18 protein-coding genes are annotated in these 19,403 nt (G+C 59.3%); 5 read left to right on the top strand and 13 right to left on the bottom strand.

Annotation, left to right across the window (positions count from 1 at the left end; all coding sequences use genetic code 11):
• Positions 1 to 26 precede the first annotated feature (26 nt).
• The 3 genes from BN1125_RS01135 to BN1125_RS01125 are packed head-to-tail and all read right to left on the bottom strand — an operon-like array spanning position 27 to position 1,226.
• Positions 27 to 485 carry a YeeE/YedE family protein gene (locus BN1125_RS01135; protein WP_042010035.1) on the bottom strand — a complete coding sequence of 153 codons (459 nt, stop codon included), beginning with the start codon at positions 483 to 485 and terminating at the stop codon, positions 27 to 29.
• A gap of 13 nt (positions 486 to 498) precedes the next feature.
• Complete coding sequence (locus BN1125_RS01130; protein ID WP_042010032.1) at positions 499 to 912, bottom strand: YeeE/YedE family protein; 414 nt, start codon at positions 910 to 912, stop codon at positions 499 to 501.
• A complete protein-coding gene (locus BN1125_RS01125) occupies positions 912 to 1,226 on the bottom strand; it encodes an ArsR/SmtB family transcription factor (RefSeq protein ID WP_042010030.1) in 315 nt (104 codons plus the stop codon). The genes BN1125_RS01130 and BN1125_RS01125 overlap by 1 nt, the downstream gene beginning before the upstream one ends.
• An 88-nt stretch (positions 1,227 to 1,314) precedes the next feature.
• On the opposite strand from BN1125_RS01125, the gene BN1125_RS01120 reads away from it, so the two are divergent.
• Entirely contained in the window at positions 1,315 to 1,500 is a 186-nt protein-coding gene (locus BN1125_RS01120; RefSeq protein WP_042010029.1) for a YgaP family membrane protein, read from the top strand.
• A gap of 162 nt (positions 1,501 to 1,662) precedes the next feature.
• On the opposite strand, the gene BN1125_RS01115 is transcribed toward BN1125_RS01120, so the two are convergent.
• From BN1125_RS01115 to grpE, 8 genes are all read right to left on the bottom strand, one after another.
• On the bottom strand, positions 1,663 to 2,673 hold the full coding sequence (locus BN1125_RS01115) for a substrate-binding domain-containing protein (protein WP_042010027.1): 1,011 nt from the start codon (positions 2,671 to 2,673) through the stop codon (positions 1,663 to 1,665).
• 27 nt (positions 2,674 to 2,700) lie between these two features.
• Positions 2,701 to 4,116, bottom strand: a complete 1,416-nt coding sequence (locus BN1125_RS01110) for a glycoside hydrolase family 32 protein (RefSeq protein WP_042010025.1) — start codon at positions 4,114 to 4,116, stop codon at positions 2,701 to 2,703.
• The gene (locus BN1125_RS01105; RefSeq protein ID WP_042010023.1) at positions 4,116 to 5,480 is read right to left on the bottom strand and encodes a sucrose-specific PTS transporter subunit IIBC; all 1,365 of its coding nucleotides are present in this window, start codon (positions 5,478 to 5,480) and stop codon (positions 4,116 to 4,118) included. Before BN1125_RS01105 ends, BN1125_RS01110 begins: the two co-directional genes overlap by 1 nt.
• Positions 5,481 to 5,563: 83 nt before the next feature.
• The gene (locus BN1125_RS01100) at positions 5,564 to 6,520 is read right to left on the bottom strand and encodes an aminoimidazole riboside kinase (protein ID WP_084202222.1); all 957 of its coding nucleotides are present in this window, start codon (positions 6,518 to 6,520) and stop codon (positions 5,564 to 5,566) included.
• Between the two features lie 115 nt (positions 6,521 to 6,635).
• Positions 6,636 to 8,141, bottom strand: coding sequence for a carbohydrate porin (locus BN1125_RS01095; RefSeq protein ID WP_156993005.1), 1,506 nt, complete (start codon positions 8,139 to 8,141; stop codon positions 6,636 to 6,638).
• A 263-nt stretch (positions 8,142 to 8,404) separates the two neighbouring features.
• Positions 8,405 to 9,547 (bottom strand): molecular chaperone DnaJ, encoded by a 1,143-nt coding sequence (dnaJ, locus tag BN1125_RS01090; RefSeq protein ID WP_042010019.1) that lies wholly within the window; start codon positions 9,545 to 9,547, stop codon positions 8,405 to 8,407.
• A gap of 113 nt (positions 9,548 to 9,660) precedes the next feature.
• Positions 9,661 to 11,589 (bottom strand): molecular chaperone DnaK, encoded by a 1,929-nt coding sequence (dnaK, locus tag BN1125_RS01085; protein ID WP_042010017.1) that lies wholly within the window; start codon positions 11,587 to 11,589, stop codon positions 9,661 to 9,663.
• A gap of 298 nt (positions 11,590 to 11,887) precedes the next feature.
• Positions 11,888 to 12,463 (bottom strand): nucleotide exchange factor GrpE, encoded by a 576-nt coding sequence (grpE, locus tag BN1125_RS01080; protein WP_042010015.1) that lies wholly within the window; start codon positions 12,461 to 12,463, stop codon positions 11,888 to 11,890.
• Between the two features lie 292 nt (positions 12,464 to 12,755).
• Between grpE and nadK the strand changes: the two genes are divergently transcribed.
• From nadK to BN1125_RS01060, 4 genes are all read left to right on the top strand, one after another.
• Complete coding sequence (gene nadK, locus BN1125_RS01075; protein WP_042010014.1) at positions 12,756 to 13,640, top strand: NAD(+) kinase; 885 nt, start codon at positions 12,756 to 12,758, stop codon at positions 13,638 to 13,640.
• 252 nt (positions 13,641 to 13,892) lie between these two features.
• On the top strand, positions 13,893 to 15,557 hold the full coding sequence (gene recN, locus BN1125_RS01070; RefSeq protein ID WP_042010012.1) for a DNA repair protein RecN: 1,665 nt from the start codon (positions 13,893 to 13,895) through the stop codon (positions 15,555 to 15,557).
• Between the two features lie 300 nt (positions 15,558 to 15,857).
• On the top strand, positions 15,858 to 16,748 hold the full coding sequence (locus BN1125_RS01065; protein ID WP_042010011.1) for a manganese-dependent inorganic pyrophosphatase: 891 nt from the start codon (positions 15,858 to 15,860) through the stop codon (positions 16,746 to 16,748).
• A gap of 369 nt (positions 16,749 to 17,117) precedes the next feature.
• A complete protein-coding gene (locus tag BN1125_RS01060) occupies positions 17,118 to 18,284 on the top strand; it encodes a nucleotide sugar dehydrogenase (protein ID WP_042010009.1) in 1,167 nt (388 codons plus the stop codon).
• A gap of 144 nt (positions 18,285 to 18,428) precedes the next feature.
• Here BN1125_RS01060 and BN1125_RS01055 read toward each other — a convergent pair whose 3' ends face one another.
• The gene (locus BN1125_RS01055) at positions 18,429 to 18,839 is read right to left on the bottom strand and encodes an H-NS family histone-like protein (protein WP_042010008.1); all 411 of its coding nucleotides are present in this window, start codon (positions 18,837 to 18,839) and stop codon (positions 18,429 to 18,431) included.
• Between the two features lie 199 nt (positions 18,840 to 19,038).
• On the bottom strand, positions 19,039 to 19,386 hold the full coding sequence (locus tag BN1125_RS18250) for a zinc ribbon domain-containing protein (protein WP_084202217.1): 348 nt from the start codon (positions 19,384 to 19,386) through the stop codon (positions 19,039 to 19,041).
• Positions 19,387 to 19,403 lie beyond the last annotated feature (17 nt).

Below are 19,403 nucleotides of genomic sequence, written 5' to 3'. Positions count from 1 at the left end.
CTGACATCATCAGTCACTTTACGGGATCAGGCGGTATGGGACTGGCACCCCTTATCCTGTTTCCGACCCAGCACCCTGACCAGCCCTCTATCAAAGAGCAAGATCCCGGCCACCATGGCCGCAATAAACAACATTATCATGGGCTGCCCGCTGGAAATGAGACTCAGAGCAGGGCCCGGGCAGATGCCCACCAACCCCCAGCCGATGCCAAACAACGCGGCTCCGCCGATCAGCCGGCGATCCAGTGTCGGAGCCGGTACGGCGGCGATGGGCTCACCCAGCACACTCTGACGACGGGGTTTCACCAGCAGAAAATAACCCGGCATAAAGACCAGCAGGGCGCCCCCCATCACGAAGGCGAGGCTGGGATCCCAGGCCCCTGCCAGATCGAGAAAAGCGGTGACCCGGGCGGGATCCACCATGCCGGAGATGGCCATCCCCAGGCCGAACAACGCGCCCGCAAACAAACTTGTCAGCAATGTCATGGCGATCAGCTCCTTACAACAGGTGACGAGTGACGAAGACGGTGATGAAACCCGCCGCCATAAAGGTCAGGGTGGCGACGATGGAGCGCAGGGAGAGCCGACCCATGCCGCAGATGCCGTGACCGCTGGTGCAGCCATTGCCAAGGCGGGTACCGACCCCGACCAGCAGACCAGCCAGCAGCACCACCGGCCACCCGGGCAAAGTGGTGAAGGCGGGCATGCTGGCCCAACCCAGAGTCAGCGCCAGCCAGGCGCCAGCCCCGAGCCCCAACAGAAACAGCACCCGCCACGGTGCCCGGTGTTGCAAGGCTCCGGCCAGAATGCCGCTGATCCCGGCGACCCGGCCGTTGAACAACATCAGGATCAGGGCCGACAGCCCCGCCAGCATGCCGCCGCCCAAAGAGAGCAGCCATTGGCTTTCCATCATCAAGATTCCTTATTTTCTGAGTGACAAAAATGGGTTTGCAGCACCCCGAGCACATCGACCGCCGCCTCGCTCGCCAGCGAGTAGAAGATCTGCTGGGAGACCTTGCGAGAGCGGATAAGACCCTGGCGCTTCAATACCGACAATTGCTGGGAGAAGGCCGACTGCCCGAGTTGACTGTGGGCCAGCAGTTCCCCGACGCCTTTTTCCCCCTCCACCAGCTGACAGAGCACCATCAGGCGTTCAGGGTGAGCCAACGCCTTGAGCAGGGAAGCGGCGGCTGTCGCATGTCTGTTCATCTCGTCGAATTGGCTCATAGGATTAAATTAGCAATTGCTGATATTTGTTCTATTCTATAAAACAACACTAAATTAGCAATAACTAAAATAGATGGGGAGAAAGAGCATGACAGTAGATAACGGAGTCAGAATCGTCGCAGGCAGCATGCTGCTACTCTCGCTGATCCTTACAACTTGGGTCCATCCGGGCTTTGTCTGGTTGAGCGCCTTTGTCGGGGTCAACCTGATCCAGAGCGCGTTCACCGGTTTCTGCCCGGCCGCAATGATCCTCAAACGGATGGGATTGAAATAACCGGATCAGCAGGGAGCAGCCTGATAAGGCAAAGCGGGCTTTCGATTATGTTTCAAGATGTTGCTGCGGCTGGCGCGGGGTTTACCCTGCCAGACGCCCACAGCAAAAAGCCCCGCCAGCAATGGCGGGGCTTTCTCATATGGGATGGGCGAACCGGCGTGACTAACGGCGACTGCGCCAGCGCACCCGAGGGGGGATCACCTGGGCGGTCTGCGCCGGGGGATTGCCCGCTATCAGTTGCTGCATCAGCTCGAAGGCGGCGCGGGCCAGCGCCGGGCAATCCTGCGCCACCGAGTCGATGCGCATGGGAATGCAGTCGAGCAGGTCGTGATCGTCGAAGGTACAGAGCCGCATCCGCGTCTCCATCAGCCCCGCCTCGTTGAGGTAGCGCAGCACCCCTTCCAGCAGGGTAAAGGAGGCGGTAAAGAGCCCCTTGGGAGGCGCTCCCAGCTCGGCCACCAGCTCGGCCATCAGCTGATAACCGGAGCTCGGTTGGTAGTCGCGATGGCGCACCCGGTCTTCATCGGCCTCAAAACCGGCGCGATGGAGCCCCAGCTCATACCCCGCCAGCCGGTGACGGCTGGGGGAGAGATCCAGCAAACCGCCGAAGTAGTAGATCTCCTCGCCGCACTCGCTGGCCATGTCCCGCACCAGTTCGGCAGTGGCCTTGCAGGCATCGGAGATCACCATGGGCAGGCGCGACTCGCCGATATGACGGTCGAGCTGCACCACCGGCAGGCGGTCGTGGATGCGGGCATAGATGTCATCGCTGTGGCCGCTGGAGGCGACAATCAGCCCATCCACCTGACGACTGATCAGGTTGTCCACCACCCGCTGCTCGAGGGCGGGATCATCCTCGGAGCAGGCGATGAGCAGCTGGATGCCCGCCTCCCGGCAGTGCGCCTCGAGGGCACGGGCAATGCGGGCAAAACCGAAGTTGGTAAGATCGGGGATCACCAGCCCCCAGGTGTAACTGCGGGTCTCGCGCAGGGAGCGGGCATGAAAGCTCGGCAGGTAGTGACACTCCTCCGCCACCGCCTGAATGCGCTTGCGGGTATCGTCGGCAATCCGGTACTCCGCACTCTTCCCGTTAAGCACCAGACTGGCGGTCGCCTTGGACACCCCCGCCAGTTCGGCGATCTGGGCAATCGTGATCCGTTTCTTCTTCTCCACCTGGCCTCCCGGCTGACTAGAACCGGGCTATTGTACTAGGCACGCCGACAGCGGCCAGTGATTGAGGCAAATTTTGCAGCCATCATCGCCGCTACTTGATGAAAGTTGCGGCTTTTCCCCGGGGAAGTAGCGCGCCGACAGGCTGTAACGCCCCTCATCGATGAAACACTCCAGACTGGAGCGATCACACAGGACGGTGATCCGCCCGCCAGCCCATGGGCTGCTGCGGGTCTCCCACGCCCCGCTCTGCCAGTTCTGGCGCCGCAAGGTGATGCGCCCCGGCTGCCACACCAGCTCGGCCACGGTACCGAACCAGAGGCTCCCCTGACCGCACAGATCCAGATCGAGCCAGGCCGAGTCGATGGCCAGCCCCGCAAACTCGCCGAGTGTCCCCTCGAAGCGGGTCTGCTCTCCCTTCAATGCCGCAAGCTCCGCCACCGGCCGCTGACAGAGCCACTCATCCTGCCAGAACAGCTCTCTCGGGCAGCTCATCTGGTGGATCCAGCCGTGAGCGACAGTGGGCTGGCTCATCTCGTTCTCCTCCGGCAGCCCCAGCCAGCCGAACAGCAGGCGGCGCCCCTGACGGTCTTGGGTGGTTTGCGGCGCATAGAACTCGAAGCCCCGATCCAGCTCGTGGAAATCCCCGTGCTCGTAGTGCTCGCCGTCAAAGTTGCCAGAACACCAGCCGCACTGGTAGAGGTTGCGATAATCCTCGCCCACCGGGGCAATCCCCTGCGGGCAGCTGATCAGCACATGGTGCTCCCCTAGCGGGAAGAGATCCGGGCACTCCCACATATAGCCAAACTCACCGAGCCCCCCTCGCCCGCTACCGGCGATGGGGCCCACCAACTGCCAGCTTTGCAGGGTCTCGCCGCGATAGAGCAGCACTTCACCCTTGTCATCCAGGGTGCGGGCTCCCAGCACCATCAGCCACTGTTTGCCGTCGTGCCACACCTTGGGATCGCGCACATGGCCGCTGTAGCCTTCGGGCAGATCCAGCACAGGCCCCAGCTTGGCAAAACCGCCCTCACCGTTGGCGCGGGCCAGACACTGATAAGCGGTGCGGCTGCCATCCGGGTATTTGACGTTACCGGTGTAGATGAGGGTCAAACGCCCCTGCTCATCGCTCACCGCCGACCCCGAATAGCAGCCGTGGCTCTCATAGGCTTCGGTGGGCAACAACGCCACCGGCTCGTGCTGCCAATGCAGCAGGTCGGTGGAGGTGACGTGCCCCCACCCCTTGTTACGGTGCTCGCAGCCAAGCGGGTTCCACTGGTAGAAGAGGTGGTAACGCCCGTCGTGCTCGATAAAACCGTTGGGATCGTTGAGCAGCCCCACCGGGGCTGCCAGATGCCAGCGGGGCCGATGGGGATCGGCCGCCGCCTTGAGCTGTCCGGCCAGCAACGACCGGACAATCTGGTTGAGAAGATCGCTTTCCTTCATCACTCCACCTTGTACTTGAGCAGGTAGGAAGCGGCGAAGGCGGCGCCAAAGGCGATCACCAGCCCGATGATGTAGTGGATGAGGCTCATGGGCTGGACGATGGCCATGCCGGGAATACCGGTCAGCCCCACCGCCGTCATCCCCACCTTGGCTGCCACCACGTAGGCGCCGCCGCAGGCACCGCCGAACAGACCGGCGAGGAAGGGCTTGATGTAGCGCAGGTTGACGCCAAAGATGGCCGCTTCCGTGATGCCCAGCAGACAGGACATAGCCGCCGGCACGGTAATCGCCTTGATCTTCACGTCGCGGGTCTTGAAGTAGACCGCGAGGCAAGCCCCGCCCTGTGCCACGTTGGCCATGGCCCAGATGGGCAGCAGGAAGTTGACGCCAATTTGCGGATTGGCCAGCAATCCCGCCTCGATGGCGTGGAAGCTGTGGTGGATGCCGGTGATGACGATAAGCGAGTAAGTGCCGCCAAACACCAGCCCCGCCAGCCAGCCCGCCTGCTCATAGAGGGCGCTTAGGCCGAACGAGATGCCATCCCCCAGTACCCGACCCGCCGGGCCGATAAAGAGCAGCGCCACAAAGCCGGTGATGATGACGGTGAGAAACGGCGTGAGGATCAGATCCAGCGCATCCGGAATGCGCTTGCGCAGCTGTTTCTCCAGATGGGACATAAACCAGACTGCCAAGAGCACCGGGAAGACGGTGCCCTGATAGCCGATCATCGCCACATCGAGCCCGAAGAAGTCCATGGTCTTGAAACCACCGGCCACCCCCCAGGCGTTGGTCAGCGCCGGATGGGTGAGAATACCGCCGAGGGTCGCCCCGAGATAGAGGTTGCCGCCAAACTCCCGCGCCGCCGTAAAGCCGATCAGGATCGGCAGGATGATAAAGGCCGCCGAGCTGAACATGTCGAGCATCACAAACAGGGCGCTGTCAGCATTGACCCAACCGTAGGTGCGCACCATGCCGAGCAGCCCCATCAGCAGGCCCGAGGCGACGATGGCCGGAATGATCGGCACGAAGATGTTGGAGAGGGTTCGCGCCAGCCGCTGGGCCACGTTGAGCTTGGCCGTCGCCATGTCAGTCAGCTCCGCCTTGCTGGCGGTGCCGGTACCGGTCAGCGCCACGAACTCCGCATAGACCTTGTTGACCAGACCGGTGCCGAAGATCACCTGAATTTGACCCGCGTTGCTGAAGCACCCCTTGACCCCGTCCAGCTTGTCGATGGCGGCCTTGTTCACCTTGCTGTCGTCAGCCAGCACCAGCCGCAGCCGGGTGGCGCAGTGGGCAGCGCTGACGATGTTCTCCTTGCCCCCAAGCAGGGGCACCAGATCCTTGGCTATCGCACTGATATTCATATTCTTCCTCTTATGACCCGCCACGCTGGCGGGCCCTTGTCACATGAGAGTAGGGGCTGTCGAGCCGGGCTTCTAGCCGCAGATCAACAGCCGCTTGTGCCTGATCGCAAAAATTCATCCAGTTCGGTGCGGGTCGGCAGCGCCGTCATCGCCCCCTTGGCGGTGGTGGCAAGCGCTCCGCAGCCGTGAGCCTGCGCCAGAATGGCGGGCAGTTCGGCCAGGGTCGGCAGCGACGAGCGCCCGGCCAGCGCCGCCAGAAGTCCGGCAACAAAGGCATCCCCCGCCCCCGTGGTGTCGAGCGGAGTCACTTTCTGCCCCACCCACTCCAGCAGCTCGCCATCGAGGCGAGCCACCACACCGGCCGCGCCCCGGGTCACCAGCACCAACGCCGGGCCAGAGAGCGTAGCGAGCCCCGCCACCAGATCATCCTCGCCGCTCAGCAGTTGCAGCTCCTCGATGGAGAGCTTGACCACGTCTGCCTGCTCGATGGCCTGACGCACCAGCGGCAGCATCTCGGCGGGGTTGCCCCACACCTCGGGGCGCAGGTTGGGGTCGAAACAGACTCGCCCGCCAGCCGCCTTGATGGCCGCCATGGCCTGCAGGCAGCTGCCACGCACCGGCTCGTTGGCGAGCGCGATGGAGCAAGTCAGCAACCACTGACCGACATCGAAGCGGGGCAACTCATTTGGGGTGAGAAACTGGTCGGCACTGGGGCGCACCATAAAGGTGAAGCTGCGCTCCCCCTCGTCATCCAGTGCCACCAGCACGGTAGAGGTGCGATGGTCTGGATCGAGCCGCAGCGCACCGATATCCACCCCCTCCCCGCTCAGGGTGTCAGCCATAAAGCGGCCGAACGGATCGGCACCGACCCGGCCGATAAAGGCCGCTTCGCCGCCAAGCCGTGCCACGCCAACCGCCACATTGGCGGGTGCGCCACCCGGACACTTAAGGTAGTGCAACGCCCCTTCCGGGATCAGGTCCACCACTGCATCCCCCATTACCCACACACGATTCGCCACCTTGCTACTCCACTGCTGCATCGGACCCACGGTCAAACCCAAACTCTGTTCTGTTAGCTGGTATTATCAGCTAAACCGTTTTAGCCAACCAACAGATCTCGGCACTGGCTGCCATTTTTGTGATCGGGATAACGAACTAGAACCAGGTTTCCATCTGTACGCCAAAGTTCCACTCGCCACCGGCAGTGAAGTTGCTCTGGCCCATGGCATCGTCGCTGCCATAGTTGTCGAGCTCCGATGACCAATCCATCCAGGTGGCGAACACCCGCAGCTCGGGCCGCTCGAAGAATCCGGCGGTCTGCGCCTTGAAGGTGGGGGCGAAGGTGAGCTTGGTGAAATTGCCGCTCACCGCCTGGCGTCCCTTGTAACCCTTGGGATCGAGATCCATGTACTGCCAGGCCGCCTCGTAGACCAGCTCGACGTTCTGGCTCAGCACCTGCGCCACCCGGGTATTGAAGGTGAGCCAGCGGTACTCGTCCCCTTTCACATAGCGATCCTGACTCTGCTCGGCCAGCAGGGCCGGGGCAAAACGCCAGCGCGGATTAAGATCAGTGGCGCCAAACACAGCAACTCGCACCGCATCGGCGTCCGGCAGCAGCGAGCTGTCAGAGCCCAGCCCCTTGACCTCGGCCCCCAGCCCATGACCGTAGAGCACCGCCGCCTTGGAAAAACCGGGGTTGATGCCAAAAAAGCTCTCGCCGTGATAGGCCAACAAGGTGTGGGCCCCCTTGTCCGCCGCCGCGCTGCCCGCGCCGCCGTCGTTGATGCGCGCCTCGTTGTCATTGGCGGAGAGGCCGTTCACCATCCACTGCCAGTTGCCAAAGCGGTTGTTCATGGTGAGGATGTAGCTCTCGATGTCGGAGAGACCGCTGGTGCTGATGTCGCCGTAGTCGCGCCCGTAGAGAGAGAAGTTGGCCTTCCAGCTGTCGGCCAGTTGCACGTCGTAGACGCCACCGCCGGTACCGGCCAGGAACACCACGTCGGAGTCGAGCCAATGGATGTCGAAATTGTCGCGGTCAAAGCGCTTGCCCGCCCACAGCACCGCATGCTTGAAGGGGCCGTCGAAGCTCGCCAGATTGCCGATCTCGGCAAACACCTGACGGGTATTGAGGCTTGAATCGCTGGCGGTCCAGTCGTTGCTGGTCTCCACCCCGTCTGCCAGCATCAGCTTGTAGCGAGCCCAGCTGCCATCCTCAAAGGTCTGTGTTTTCAGCAGGTTGGCCTCCATGTAGGTATCATCCTCGTTGCCAAGGCGACCGACAGCCCCACCCACCGAACCGGCTGGCGTGATATAGGGGCCGCCGCGCCCGCCGTTGCCATTGCTGTTGACCAAGAGGCCCGAGCGGGCATAGCCATGAAACTCGAAGCCCTGGGCGCCTGCGGTCTTCTCATCAACCTTCTGGCTGCGGCTGTCGGCAACCTGCGCCTGTTCACTGGCCGCACTCGCTTTCACCTCGGCCTGACTGGCACGGATCTCTGCCGCCTCGGCTCTCGCTTCGGCCACCTGCACCCGCGCCTCCAGCGCCGCCAGTCTAGCCTCGACACTCTCTCCTCCGGCACGCGCCTGCGCCGCCCAGAGCGGGCTGCTCATCCCCAATCCCAGCGCTACCGCCAGCGCCAACTTACTCTTGAACATCGTCATCTTCCTCACCTGTCATCTGTGGCCCGAACGGGCGCTGTTGTTATCGACAGTCAGAGCATAGCTAAACCGCTTTAGCTAACTCAATATGACAACTAAACCGTTTCAGCAACAGTGTGAGCGGGATAACATTTGTACAGTAAGAATTGGCGGGAGTTGTGAGGAGGATCCCTCATCATGATCCACTCAATAGGGCGGATCCTGGCGAAATGGCGGGAAAAAAAGAGCCGGCACAAGGCCGGCTCTGTTTATTCGGGTGGCTGAAATCAGCGGGTCAGATCGTCGAAAAAGCGTTTCACCCCTTCGAAGAAGCCTTCCGATTTCGGCTTGTGGGTCTTGGCGGCAGCGCCGCTGAACGACTCGTCCAGTTGACGCAGCAACTCTTTCTGCTCCTCGGTGAGGTTGACCGGGGTCTCGATCACCACCTTGCACATCAGGTCGCCCACCTGACCGGAGCGCACAGACTTCACGCCCTTGCCCCGCATGCGGAACATTTTGCCGGTCTGGGTCTCCGACGTGACCTTGAGCTTGACGCGGCCATCCAGGGTCGGCACTTCGATCTCGCCACCCAGGGCCGCCGCGGTGAAGCTGATGGGTACTTCGCAGTAGAGGTTGTTGCCGTCACGCACGAAGATCTCGTGCTCTTTGACGTGTACCTGTACGTAGAGATCCCCTGCCGGCGCCCCCGCCTCCCCCGCTTCCCCTTCGCCGGAGAGACGGATGCGATCGCCGGTATCAACGCCCGCCGGAATTTTCACCGACAGGGTCTTGGTGCGCTGGTAGCGGCCTTCACCGTGGCACTTGCGGCACGGATCCTTGATGATCTTGCCGCGACCGTGACAGTGGGGGCACGCCTGCTGCACCGCGAAGAAGCCCTGACGCATCTGCACCTGGCCGGAGCCGTGGCAGGTCGGGCAGGTCTGGGCACTGCTGCCGGTGTGGGCACCGGAGCCGTTACAGACTTCGCAGTGAACCAGGGCCGGTACCTTGATCTCCTTGGAGACCCCGCGTACCGCCTCTTCCAGGGTCAGCTCCATGGTGTAACGCAGATCAGAGCCACGGGCCGGGCCACGGCGCGCACCACCCCGGCCACCGCCGAAGATATCACCGAACACATCACCAAACATGTCGGCGAAGTCGGCATTGCCGCCAAAACCACCGTGGCCACCGCCACCCTGGCTCGGGTCGACACCGGCATGGCCGTACTGGTCGTAACGGGCACGCAGGTTGGCATCGGTCAGGACCTCGTAGGCCTCCTTGACCTCTTTGAACTTCTCTTCGGATGCGGCATCACCCTGATTGCGATCCGGGTGATACTTCATGGCCAGACGCTTGTACGCCTTCTTGATCTCGCGCTCGTCGGCTCCTTTCGCCACACCCAGCACTTCGTAGAAATCGCGCTTCGACATACTCATCCTGTTGCTGCTTAAGCAGTTACGCAGACGGGCGTTGGTTACCCAACGCCCGTGAATTCATAGACTAAGCCGATGGGCGAAGCGGACTTCGCCCATCTGGGTCGGGCTTACTTCTTGTCGTCTTTCACTTCTTCGAACTCGGCATCGACCACGTCGTCGTCAGCCTTGGTAGAAGAGGAGGACTGACCGGCGTCAGCACCGGCTGCACCCTGGGCTTGCGCCTGCTGCTGGGCAATTTCCATCAGCTTCTGGGACGCTTCCAGCAGTGCCTGCTGTTTGGCTTCGATAGCAGCCTTGTCGTCACCCTTGAGGGCCGCTTCCAGCTCGCTCAGAGCGGCTTCGATCTTGGTCTTGTCGTCGGCAGGCAGGGCGTCACCGGCTTCAGTGATCTGCTTGCGTACCGAGTGGACCAGACCATCAGCCTGGTTGCGCGCCTGTACCAGCTCTTCAAACTTCTTGTCCTCGGCCGCGTTGGCTTCGGCTTCGCGTACCATGCGCTCGATCTCGTCATCAGACAGACCAGAGGAGGCCTGGATGGTGATCTTCTGCTCTTTGTTGGTCTCTTTGTCTTTCGCAGAGACGTGCAGAATACCGTTGGCATCGATGTCGAAGGTCACTTCGACCTGCGGCAGACCGCGCGGTGCCGGACGGATGCCTTCCAGGTTGAACTGGCCCAGAGACTTGTTGTCGCTGGCGCGCTTGCGCTCACCCTGCAGCACGTGAATGGTCACGGCAGACTGGTTGTCTTCGGCAGTGGAGAACACCTGAGACTTCTTGGTCGGGATGGTGGTGTTCTTCTCGATGAGCGCAGTCATCACGCTGCCCATGGTTTCGATACCCAGGGAGAGCGGGGTCACGTCCAGCAGCAGTACGTCGGTCTTGTCACCGGACAGTACGGCGCCCTGGATGGCAGCACCCATGGCCACGGCTTCGTCCGGGTTAACGTCTTTACGCGGCTCTTTGCCGAAGAACTCGGCAACAGTCTTCTGAACCATCGGCATACGGGTCTGACCGCCGACCAGAATCACGTCGTCGATTTCGCCTACTGCCAGACCGGAGTCTTTCAGGGCAGTGCGAACCGGCTCCAGCGAGTCCTTCACCATGTCTTCCACCAGGGATTCCAGCTTGGCGCGGGTCACCTTGATATTCATGTGCTTCGGACCGGTGGCATCTGCAGTGATGTACGGCAGGTTGACGTCGGTCTGCTGGGCAGAAGAGAGCTCGATCTTGGCTTTCTCGGCGGCATCTTTCAGACGCTGCAGCGCCAGCTGATCGTTGCGCAGGTCGATGCCCTGCTCACGCTTGAACTCGTCTACCAGATAGTTGATGACGCGGTTGTCGAAGTCTTCACCACCCAGGTGGGTGTTACCGTTGGTCGCCAGTACTTCGAAGGTGGTTTCCCCTTCAACTTCGTCGATCTCGATGATGGAGATATCGAAAGTACCGCCACCCAGGTCATAGACGGCAACCTTGCGCTCGCCCTTGACCTTGTTTACGCCGTAGGCGAAAGCAGCAGCAGTCGGCTCGTTGATGATGCGTTTTACATCCAGACCGGCGATGCGACCGGCATCCTTGGTAGCCTGACGCTGGGCGTCGTTGAAGTAGGCCGGAACAGTGATAACGGCTTCGGTTACCGGCTCGCCCAGGTAGTCTTCGGCGGTCTTCTTCATCTTTTTCAGCACTTCAGCAGAGATCTGCGGCGGTGCCATTTTCTTGCCCTTCACTTCAACCCAGGCGTCGCCGTTGTCAGCTTTGGCGATGGCGTATGGCATGATTTTCAGGTCACGCTGCACTTCTTCATCTTCAAAACGACGACCGATCAGACGCTTGATGGCGAACAGGGTGTTTTTCGGGTTGGTGATGGCCTGACGCTTGGCCGGCTGACCAACCAGGATCTCGCCATCATCGGCATAGGCAATGATGGACGGAGTAGTACGATCGCCTTCTGCGTTCTCGATCACGCGAGCAGTGTCGCCATCCAGAATAGCGACGCAGGAGTTGGTAGTACCCAGGTCAATACCGATGATTTTACCCATTTGACGAATCTCCAAATACTTTGAATAAACTGGCGAGGAACTCGCCTTAATGCGTTAACGGCTAGGTGGGGGCTGCCAATCTGGCTTTCAAGCTCCCGGCATCAAATTTTTTGTGCCGCCGCGGCCTTGCACCCTATATGGGGTCGCCAGACGCAGCTTCAAGCCCCAACCCTAAAAAACCACACCCTTTGTCATGGTTGCGCGGTCACGTTGAGCCGTGAAACCGTTCAAGATGAACAGGTGTTGCACTGCGAAACAAAAAGCCCGCCATGGGGCGGGCTCGGGCTCCCACAGCCAATCAGTCGACCGCTTTGGCGATCATCACCATGGCCGGACGGATCACGCGGCCATTCAGCTCATAGCCCTTCTGCATCACGGCGATCACGGTGTTCGGGGCCACATCGGCACTCGGCACCATGCTCATCGCCTGATGGGCATTGGGGTCAAATGGCTGGTTGATCGGGTCGAGCGCCACCAGACCAAACTTGGCCACGCCGCTCTGCATGGATTTGAGGGTCAGTTCGACCCCTTCGATCATCGGCGTGAGGGCGTCGTTCTCCTTGTCGGCCAGTTCGATGGCACGCTCAAGGTTGTCCAGCACCGGCAGCAGTTCGCCTGCAAACTTCTCCAGGGCAAATTTGTGCGCCTTCTCAACATCCAGCTCGGTACGACGGCGCAGGTTCTCCATTTCGGCGGCGGTACGCAGGGCGCGTTCACGCTCTTCCGCCGCTTTTTGGATGGCGGTTTCCAGCTGTGCTTCCAGTTCGGCAATGCGGGCCTGCTCGGCTGTCACTTCACTGTCTACATCGGTCGGCTCGACTGGCTGGACTTCCACTTGCTCCATCGCTTCAACCTTTTGCTCTTCGTGGTTCATGACATCTCCAATTCCGGGGTTACTTATGAGGGCCCTGACGTCTGGTTGAGCGACCGGACGACCACAGACCGACTATGTTGGCGCTATTATGGGGATGCATCCCCGGCTTTCAAGGGGTAAAAAGCCAATCAGGGTGGATGATCTGCCGCAAGCGGCTGTTTCTTGGCGTTGCAGCTCACCCTTTAACCAGCTGCCTCAAGGGGATAGCCGGCCCCGTCACACGGGAGAGCGTCACAAGCGGAGCAAAGCACTGTATACTGGCCCGCATTATCCACCCCAGATCAGACAGACTATGGATTCTCCGTTCAAAACCATCGCCCTGATTGGCAAACCCCACCATGAGGGGGCTAACCAGACGCTGGCCGGCCTGCATCAATACCTGATCGCCCGCGGCTTTCGGGTACTGGTCGAGAGCCGGGTCGCCCAGACACTCAGCATCCTCGAAGAAGATGTGATGGATCTGGTACAGCTGGGCCAGCAGGCCGATCTCGCCATCGTGGTCGGCGGTGACGGCAATATGCTGGGGGCGGCCCGGGTGCTATCTCGCTTCGATGTGGCGGTGATCGGGGTCAACCGGGGTAACCTCGGTTTTCTGACCGACCTCTCACCGCAAGATTATCTGCTGCCGCTGGAGCAGGTGCTCTCCGGCCACTACAAGAGCGAACACCGCTTCCTGCTGGAGGCCTCGGTCTATCGCCACGGCGAGCGCAAGTCGAGCAATCTGGCAGTTAACGAGGCCGTGCTGCACCCGGGCAAGATCGCCCACATGATCGAGTTCGAGGTCTATATCGATGGCAGCTTTATGTATAGCCAGCGCTCGGACGGCATCATAGTGGCCACCCCGACCGGCTCCACAGCCTATTCACTTTCCGCGGGCGGCCCCATTCTCACCCCCAAACTCAACGCCATCACGCTGGTGCCCATGTTCCCGCACACTCTGAGCAGCCGCCCCATAGTGCTCGATGCCGACAGCGAAGTGCGCCTGTTGGTCTCACCGGACAATCAGGACGATGCCATGCAGGTGAGCTGTGACGGCCAGGTGACGCTGGCTGTGCACCCGGGGGACGAGATCCTCATCAAGAAGAGCCACCACCAGCTTCATCTGGTGCATCCCCTCGACTACAGCTACTTCCATGTACTGCGCAACAAACTCGGCTGGGGCAGCAAGCTGTTTTAATCGGCGCTGACCGACAACGACATTGTCAGAAGGGCACCTGAATAGGCGCCCTTCTCTTTTCTTTCGTGGCAACATGTCCCTCTGCGCTCTCATATCAGTACCACGCGCCAATAGTCAGTACCGCATTCTCATAGCTATACCGCACTGGCGCACCTTTACTGTATTAAAAATGACGGCGCCCTCTTTACTGTATATAAGACCAGTATATACTGGATGCATACACAGTAATGTTGACCTATACAGGATGAGACCATGCTGACCCAGCTGACCGTCAACAACTTCGCCATCGTCAAGTTTCTCGAACTCGATCTGCAACCGGGAATGACCTGCATCACCGGTGAGACAGGTGCGGGTAAATCCATCGCCATCGACGCCCTCGGTCTCTGCCTCGGAGAGCGGGCCGAAGCGGGCATGGTGCGACCCGATAGCGACAAAAGCGAGGTCAGCGCCCGATTCCTGCTAGACAACAACCCGGCAGCCCGCGCCTGGCTCGCTACCAACGAGCTGGAAAACGAAGGTGAGTGTATCGTCCGGCGAGTCATCTCCGCCGAGGGCCGCTCACGCAGCTATATCAACGGCGTGCCCGTCCCCCTCACACAGCTCAAGAATCTGGGCCAGCTGCTGGTCAACGTGCACGGTCAGCATGCCCACCAGATGCTGCTCAAACCCGACTACCAGCTCGCCCTGCTCGACGGCTACGCCGGCCACCATCTGCTGCTCGATGAGGTGCGCCAGCACTATCAGCAGTGGCGTCAACTGCAAAACGAGCTGAACCGGCTCAAGGCCGAGCAGCAGCAGCGGGAGGCCCGCCGCCAGCTGATCGAGTATCAGGTGCAGGAGCTGGACGAATTCGCCCTGCAACCGGGGGAATTTGAGGAGATAGAAGAGGAGCACCAGCGTCTCGCCAACGGCACCGAGTTGATGCAGGAGTGCGGCGCCTGCCTCGATCTGCTCTATGACAACGAAGAGACCACTATCGCAGGGCTGCTGCAATCAGCCGTCGATCGCGCCGAGGGGCTGGTCAGCATGGACAGCCGCCTCAATCCGGTGCTGGAGATGCTGAACGAAGCACTGATCGGGGTGCAGGAGAGCCACAGCGAGCTGCGCAGCTATCTCGATCGGCTGGAGCTGGATCCCGAACGCTTCAACGAGCTGGAAGCTCGCCTCTCCAAGGCAATCAATCTGGCCCGCAAGCACCACGTCAAACCGGCAGATCTGGCCCTGCACCACCAGGAGCTGGCCTCTGATCTTGCTCGCCTCAACTCTGACGAAGAGCGGCTAGAGGGGATGGAAGATGAGCTGGCCGACGCGCGTCAGGCGTTTGTCCAGGCCGCCGAAGCCCTGAGTCAGAGCCGTCAGCGTTACGCCCAGGAGCTGGGCGCCAAGGTAACCAGCAGCATGCACGAACTGGCGATGCCCGATGGCCGCTTTGCCATCGAAGTGCGCCCCGATGCCCAGAGCAGCCTCTCTCCGCTGGGTATAGATCGGGTGGAATTTATGGTCACCACCAACCCGGGCCAACCGATCCAGCCGCTTGGCAAGGTGGCCTCAGGCGGTGAACTGTCCCGTATCAGCCTCGCCATCGTGGTGATCAGCGCCCGCAAGGTCTCAACCCCGACTCTGATTTTCGATGAGGTGGATGTGGGGATCAGCGGCCCGACTGCCGCGGTGGTAGGTCGCCTGCTACGCCAGCTCGGGGAGTCCACTCAGGTGATGGTGGTCACTCACTTGCCTCAGGTGGCAGGCAACGGCCACCAGCATATGGTGGTGAGCAAGCATACCGATGGCAAAACCACCGAAACCCAAATGAGTGCCCTTGATGAGACAGCCCGTCTCAATGAGCTGGCACGCCTGCTTGGTGGCGACCAGATCACCGACAACACCCTGGCCAACGCCCGCGAGCTGCTGCGTCGTTGAATCTGGCAATAAAGCCGATTTGCAGCGATGGCGACTGATAGAACTGGCCAAATATGCTGACTGCGCAGGCATGGACGAGTGCCGCAGCCTGCACAGTCAGCAATAGCCAATAGCCAATAGCCAATAGCCAATAGCCAACTGTGAGAACTGAACTCGCGCCAGGATTACCGACCCAGATCAATAAAATGGCGAGTTAGACGAAGCTGGCAGCAACATGGGCGTGGATCCGGTTGCCTTCATGTGGCGGATTTCGCATAGTGTTTCCCCCCTTTATGGGTATCCAATTGTGAGGCTTTGTCTATGATCCACGTTTTTGGTCACAAGAATCCTGATAGCGACAGTATCTGCAGTGCGCTGGTTATCACCGACTGGCTCAATGGCCAGGGCCGTCAGGCCACCCCATGGCGTCTGGGTGACCTGCGCACCGAAACCCGTTTTATTCTGGAGCAGGCTGGCGTCAGCGAGCCCGAGTTGCTGACCAAAAATCTGACCGGTGAAGATGTCTGGCTGGTGGATTTCAGTGATCTGGAACAGGGCCCTGCCACACTGGCACAAGCCAATGTACTGGGTCTGGTGGATCACCACCGTCTCGGCACTCTGGTCACCCAGTCTCCGCTGGATGCCTGGATCCGGGCCGTCGGCTGCACCTGCACCATCGCCTTCGATCTGCTGAGCCAGCAAGGCACCGTGACCCGCAGCCAGGCTCGCCTGATGCTGGGCGCCATCATGAGCGACACCCTCTGTCTCACCTCGCCGACCACCACCGAGCAGGACAAGATCGCTTGTGAGCGTCTGGCACCGCTGGCCGAAGTATCACTGGCCGAGTTCGGCCAACAGCTGCTGATGGCGAAAACCGACCTGAGCGGCCTGACTCCGGCTCAACTGCTGCAGCAGGATGAGAAAGCGTTTCAGGCGGAAGGTTGCAGCTTCATCATGAGCCAGATCGAAGTGGGCAGCGAGCAGCAGCTGGCCGAGCACCTGCCAGCCCTGCAGCAGGAGATGGCCCTGCGCGTGGCGAGCGAAGGGCTCGACTTCTTCGTGTTGATGGTAACTGACCTGACTGCGGCTGCCAGCCGTATCTACTTTACCGAGCACGCTAAAGTACCGGCAGAGTCCAGCTACCACCCGGGCTTTGTCAGCCGCAAGAAGCAGGGTCTGCCCTGGGTGATGGAGCTGCTGGCCAAGGCCTGATCCTCCCTCGCCATAACCTATTCCAAAGCCCTGCCTCTGCGCAGGGTTTTTTCTCTCAATCCTGTAGCTCTGCGTTCCTGTTTCCCTTCCCAATGTGCGTATTCCGATGAAGTTGAACAGTGGTTCCGGAGTCTGTGAACACCATTTCCAGAAAGGGCGTTGAGAGGAGATCGTTGAGCAGAATCGGAGGACTGCGCGAACAAAAAGTGGCCGTTCATACGCTTGTCCCGCCATTCATGCGGACGACTTGCCAGATTCAGCGTTCATTTTAAACCGGAGAGAGGTATTTCTTTTCGACCAGAATATGCACAACGCATATAATATGTGCCACGGCTCACTATCAACATTAAATCTGGACCAGGATAAATAATGAAAATCGCTATTGCCGGAACCGGCTATGTTGGGCTTTCCAACGCCATTCTATTAGCCCAGCACCATGAAGTGGTCGCCGTTGATGTCATTGCCAGCAAGGTAGAGATGATCAATCAGAAGCGCTCCCCCATCGTGGACCAAGAAATCGAAGCATATCTCACCCATCACCCGCTTAATCTCCGCGCAACCCTGCATAAAACAGATGCCTATCAAGGCGCCGATTTTGTCATTATTGCCACACCGACCGATTATGATCCCGAGACCAACTATTTCAACACCAGCACTGTCGAATCGGTGGTGAAGGATGTATTGGCGATTAATCCAAATGCGGTAATGGTGATTAAATCTACCGTGCCCGTTGGATTCACGGCTCGCCTGCGTGAAGAACTGGGTTGTGCCAACCTGATTTTCTCGCCAGAATTTTTGCGCGAAGGACGTGCCCTGTATGACAATTTGCACCCCTCTCGCATCGTGGTGGGCGAGCGATCCGAACGGGCTCAAGTGTTCGCCAACCTGCTGTTGGAAGGGGCTATCAAGAAAGATGTGCCCGTGCTGTTTACCGACAGCACAGAAGCCGAAGCAATCAAACTATTTGCCAATACCTATCTGGCGATGCGGGTCGCATTTTTCAATGAGCTTGATACCTATGCCCAAATGCACGGGTTGGATAGTCGGCAAGTGATCGATGGCATCGGCCTTGATCCGCGCATTGGCAACCATTACAACAACCCCTCATTTGGCTATGGTGGCTACTGTTTGCCCAAAGATACCAAGCAACTGCTGGCAAACTACAGCAATGTACCCAATAACCTGATCCGCGCCATTGTGGACTCCAATACGACCCGTAAGGATTTTATCGCTGACTCGGTGATCCGTCGAAATCCAAAGCGTGTCGGGATCTACCGGTTGGTCATGAAAGCAGGTTCGGATAATTTCCGCGCCTCTGCCATTCAAGGTGTCATGAAACGGATCAAAGCCAAAGGGATCGACGTCGTGATTTATGAACCCACGCTGACTGAACCGACTTTTTTCCGTTCTCAGGTGATGACTAACTTGGCTGAATTTAAACAGAGCAGTGATGTGATCTTGGCGAATCGCTTGGTGGAAGAGTTGGCTGACGTCAGTGACAAAGTCTACTCCCGCGATTTATTTGGTAATGACTGATCGGCTGCATCAAAGCCGTTCTTTGAGCGAAGTGTCTACAGTAGGATGCACCGTTAGTTCATGTGCGAAAATCCGCACTCAACCCAGTAAAAAATCAGGCCGCCATATCGCGGCGGCCTTGTGTCGGCGTTTTAATAACACGAATTAAATGAGAAAATCGTCCAGCTGTTTACCCAACGCTACTTGAGCAGCAATGGCTTTCGGCATACGGCCTTGACCGGTCCAGGTTTTTTCCTGGCCATCTTCTTCGTATTTGTATTTAGCAGGACGCGGAGCACGCTTGTTCTTGGCCGCGCCAGTTGCAACAGCCGGAGCAGCTGAAGTAGCAAGCAGCTCGCGAGGATCAATACCAGCCTGCTGCAGCATTTCGGTGAATTCATTCAGCTTGCGCTGACGCACTTCCTGTTCAGCACGCTCCTGTTCAACAGAATCGGCGCGCTCTTGGTAAACCAGGTCAAACTTCTCTTTAGCTTCCAGCAATTGCTCAAACGGCAGCTCACGAATAGCAGCACGCAGACTGCGAATGTTCAGCAGAACTTTCAGAAACTCGTTCATTGTTTCCTCACAAAAAGTCGGTTACAGGGATAACAGTTTCAGAATAGCATGGACAATTCCCGACAACATACAATTTTCTATATTAACGTTATTTTTTCTTAATTTTCACTATCAAGATCGAATGCCTGTCACTATCAATAACAAACAGGCTGGAGTGCAGATCTTCTGGGTGGTGATGATATGACCATCTTGTGGTGAACTACGCAGCTAAAGCAGCGAGCTTCCAAGGGTGCAACCAGCAGTCGCAACCTTTTCTTTTTTGGACGCTTCGCTGGGAGCTGCTGGCTGAGCTTTTGACCCTGCCAGTCTTACGTTTCCTTCCACGCCCAATATCAGCGGCGGTTGTTAACACATCAGCTGCTGATAACTCCGTTCCAGAGTCCAAAATTAACGTAATAGCCCGCTTTTTTATTACCAGAGATGCGTTGTGATCTGCATTGTCAGTATTGTCACACTTGCCGCACACAAAAAGACTCGGTGATCTGCGGTTAGCGGGGTGAATATAGCCGCACACGGCACATTCCTGACTGGTGTAAGCAGCGGATATCGGTGTTCGTCAAGATA

It is taken from the genome of Aeromonas fluvialis, assembly GCF_000819885.1.
GTDB lineage: Bacteria > Pseudomonadota > Gammaproteobacteria > Enterobacterales > Aeromonadaceae > Aeromonas > Aeromonas fluvialis.
This window is presented reverse-complemented; position numbering and strand designations above follow the sequence as displayed.

Excerpts from the sequence above, each read along its gene's own strand:
- BN1125_RS01055 (WP_042010008.1), bottom strand. The coding sequence starts at position 18,839 with ATGAACGAGTTTCTGAAAGTTCTGCTGAACATTCGCAGTCTGCGTGCT.
- grpE (WP_042010015.1), bottom strand. The coding sequence starts at position 12,463 with ATGAACCACGAAGAGCAAAAGGTTGAAGCGATGGAGCAAGTGGAAGTC.
- BN1125_RS01135 (WP_042010035.1), bottom strand. The coding sequence starts at position 485 with ATGACATTGCTGACAAGTTTGTTTGCGGGCGCGTTGTTCGGCCTGGGG.
- BN1125_RS01130 (WP_042010032.1), bottom strand. The coding sequence starts at position 912 with ATGATGGAAAGCCAATGGCTGCTCTCTTTGGGCGGCGGCATGCTGGCG.
- BN1125_RS01125 (WP_042010030.1), bottom strand. The coding sequence starts at position 1,226 with ATGAGCCAATTCGACGAGATGAACAGACATGCGACAGCCGCCGCTTCC.
- dnaJ (WP_042010019.1), bottom strand. The coding sequence starts at position 9,547 with ATGTCGAAGCGCGATTTCTACGAAGTGCTGGGTGTGGCGAAAGGAGCC.
- BN1125_RS01060 (WP_042010009.1), top strand. The coding sequence starts at position 17,118 with ATGAAAATCGCTATTGCCGGAACCGGCTATGTTGGGCTTTCCAACGCC.
- dnaK (WP_042010017.1), bottom strand. The coding sequence starts at position 11,589 with ATGGGTAAAATCATCGGTATTGACCTGGGTACTACCAACTCCTGCGTC.
- BN1125_RS01110 (WP_042010025.1), bottom strand. The coding sequence starts at position 4,116 with ATGAAGGAAAGCGATCTTCTCAACCAGATTGTCCGGTCGTTGCTGGCC.
- BN1125_RS01095 (WP_156993005.1), bottom strand. The coding sequence starts at position 8,141 with ATGACGATGTTCAAGAGTAAGTTGGCGCTGGCGGTAGCGCTGGGATTG.
- nadK (WP_042010014.1), top strand. The coding sequence starts at position 12,756 with ATGGATTCTCCGTTCAAAACCATCGCCCTGATTGGCAAACCCCACCAT.
- BN1125_RS01120 (WP_042010029.1), top strand. The coding sequence starts at position 1,315 with ATGACAGTAGATAACGGAGTCAGAATCGTCGCAGGCAGCATGCTGCTA.
- recN (WP_042010012.1), top strand. The coding sequence starts at position 13,893 with ATGCTGACCCAGCTGACCGTCAACAACTTCGCCATCGTCAAGTTTCTC.
- BN1125_RS01065 (WP_042010011.1), top strand. The coding sequence starts at position 15,858 with ATGATCCACGTTTTTGGTCACAAGAATCCTGATAGCGACAGTATCTGC.
- BN1125_RS01100 (WP_084202222.1), bottom strand. The coding sequence starts at position 6,520 with ATGCAGCAGTGGAGTAGCAAGGTGGCGAATCGTGTGTGGGTAATGGGG.
- BN1125_RS01105 (WP_042010023.1), bottom strand. The coding sequence starts at position 5,480 with ATGAATATCAGTGCGATAGCCAAGGATCTGGTGCCCCTGCTTGGGGGC.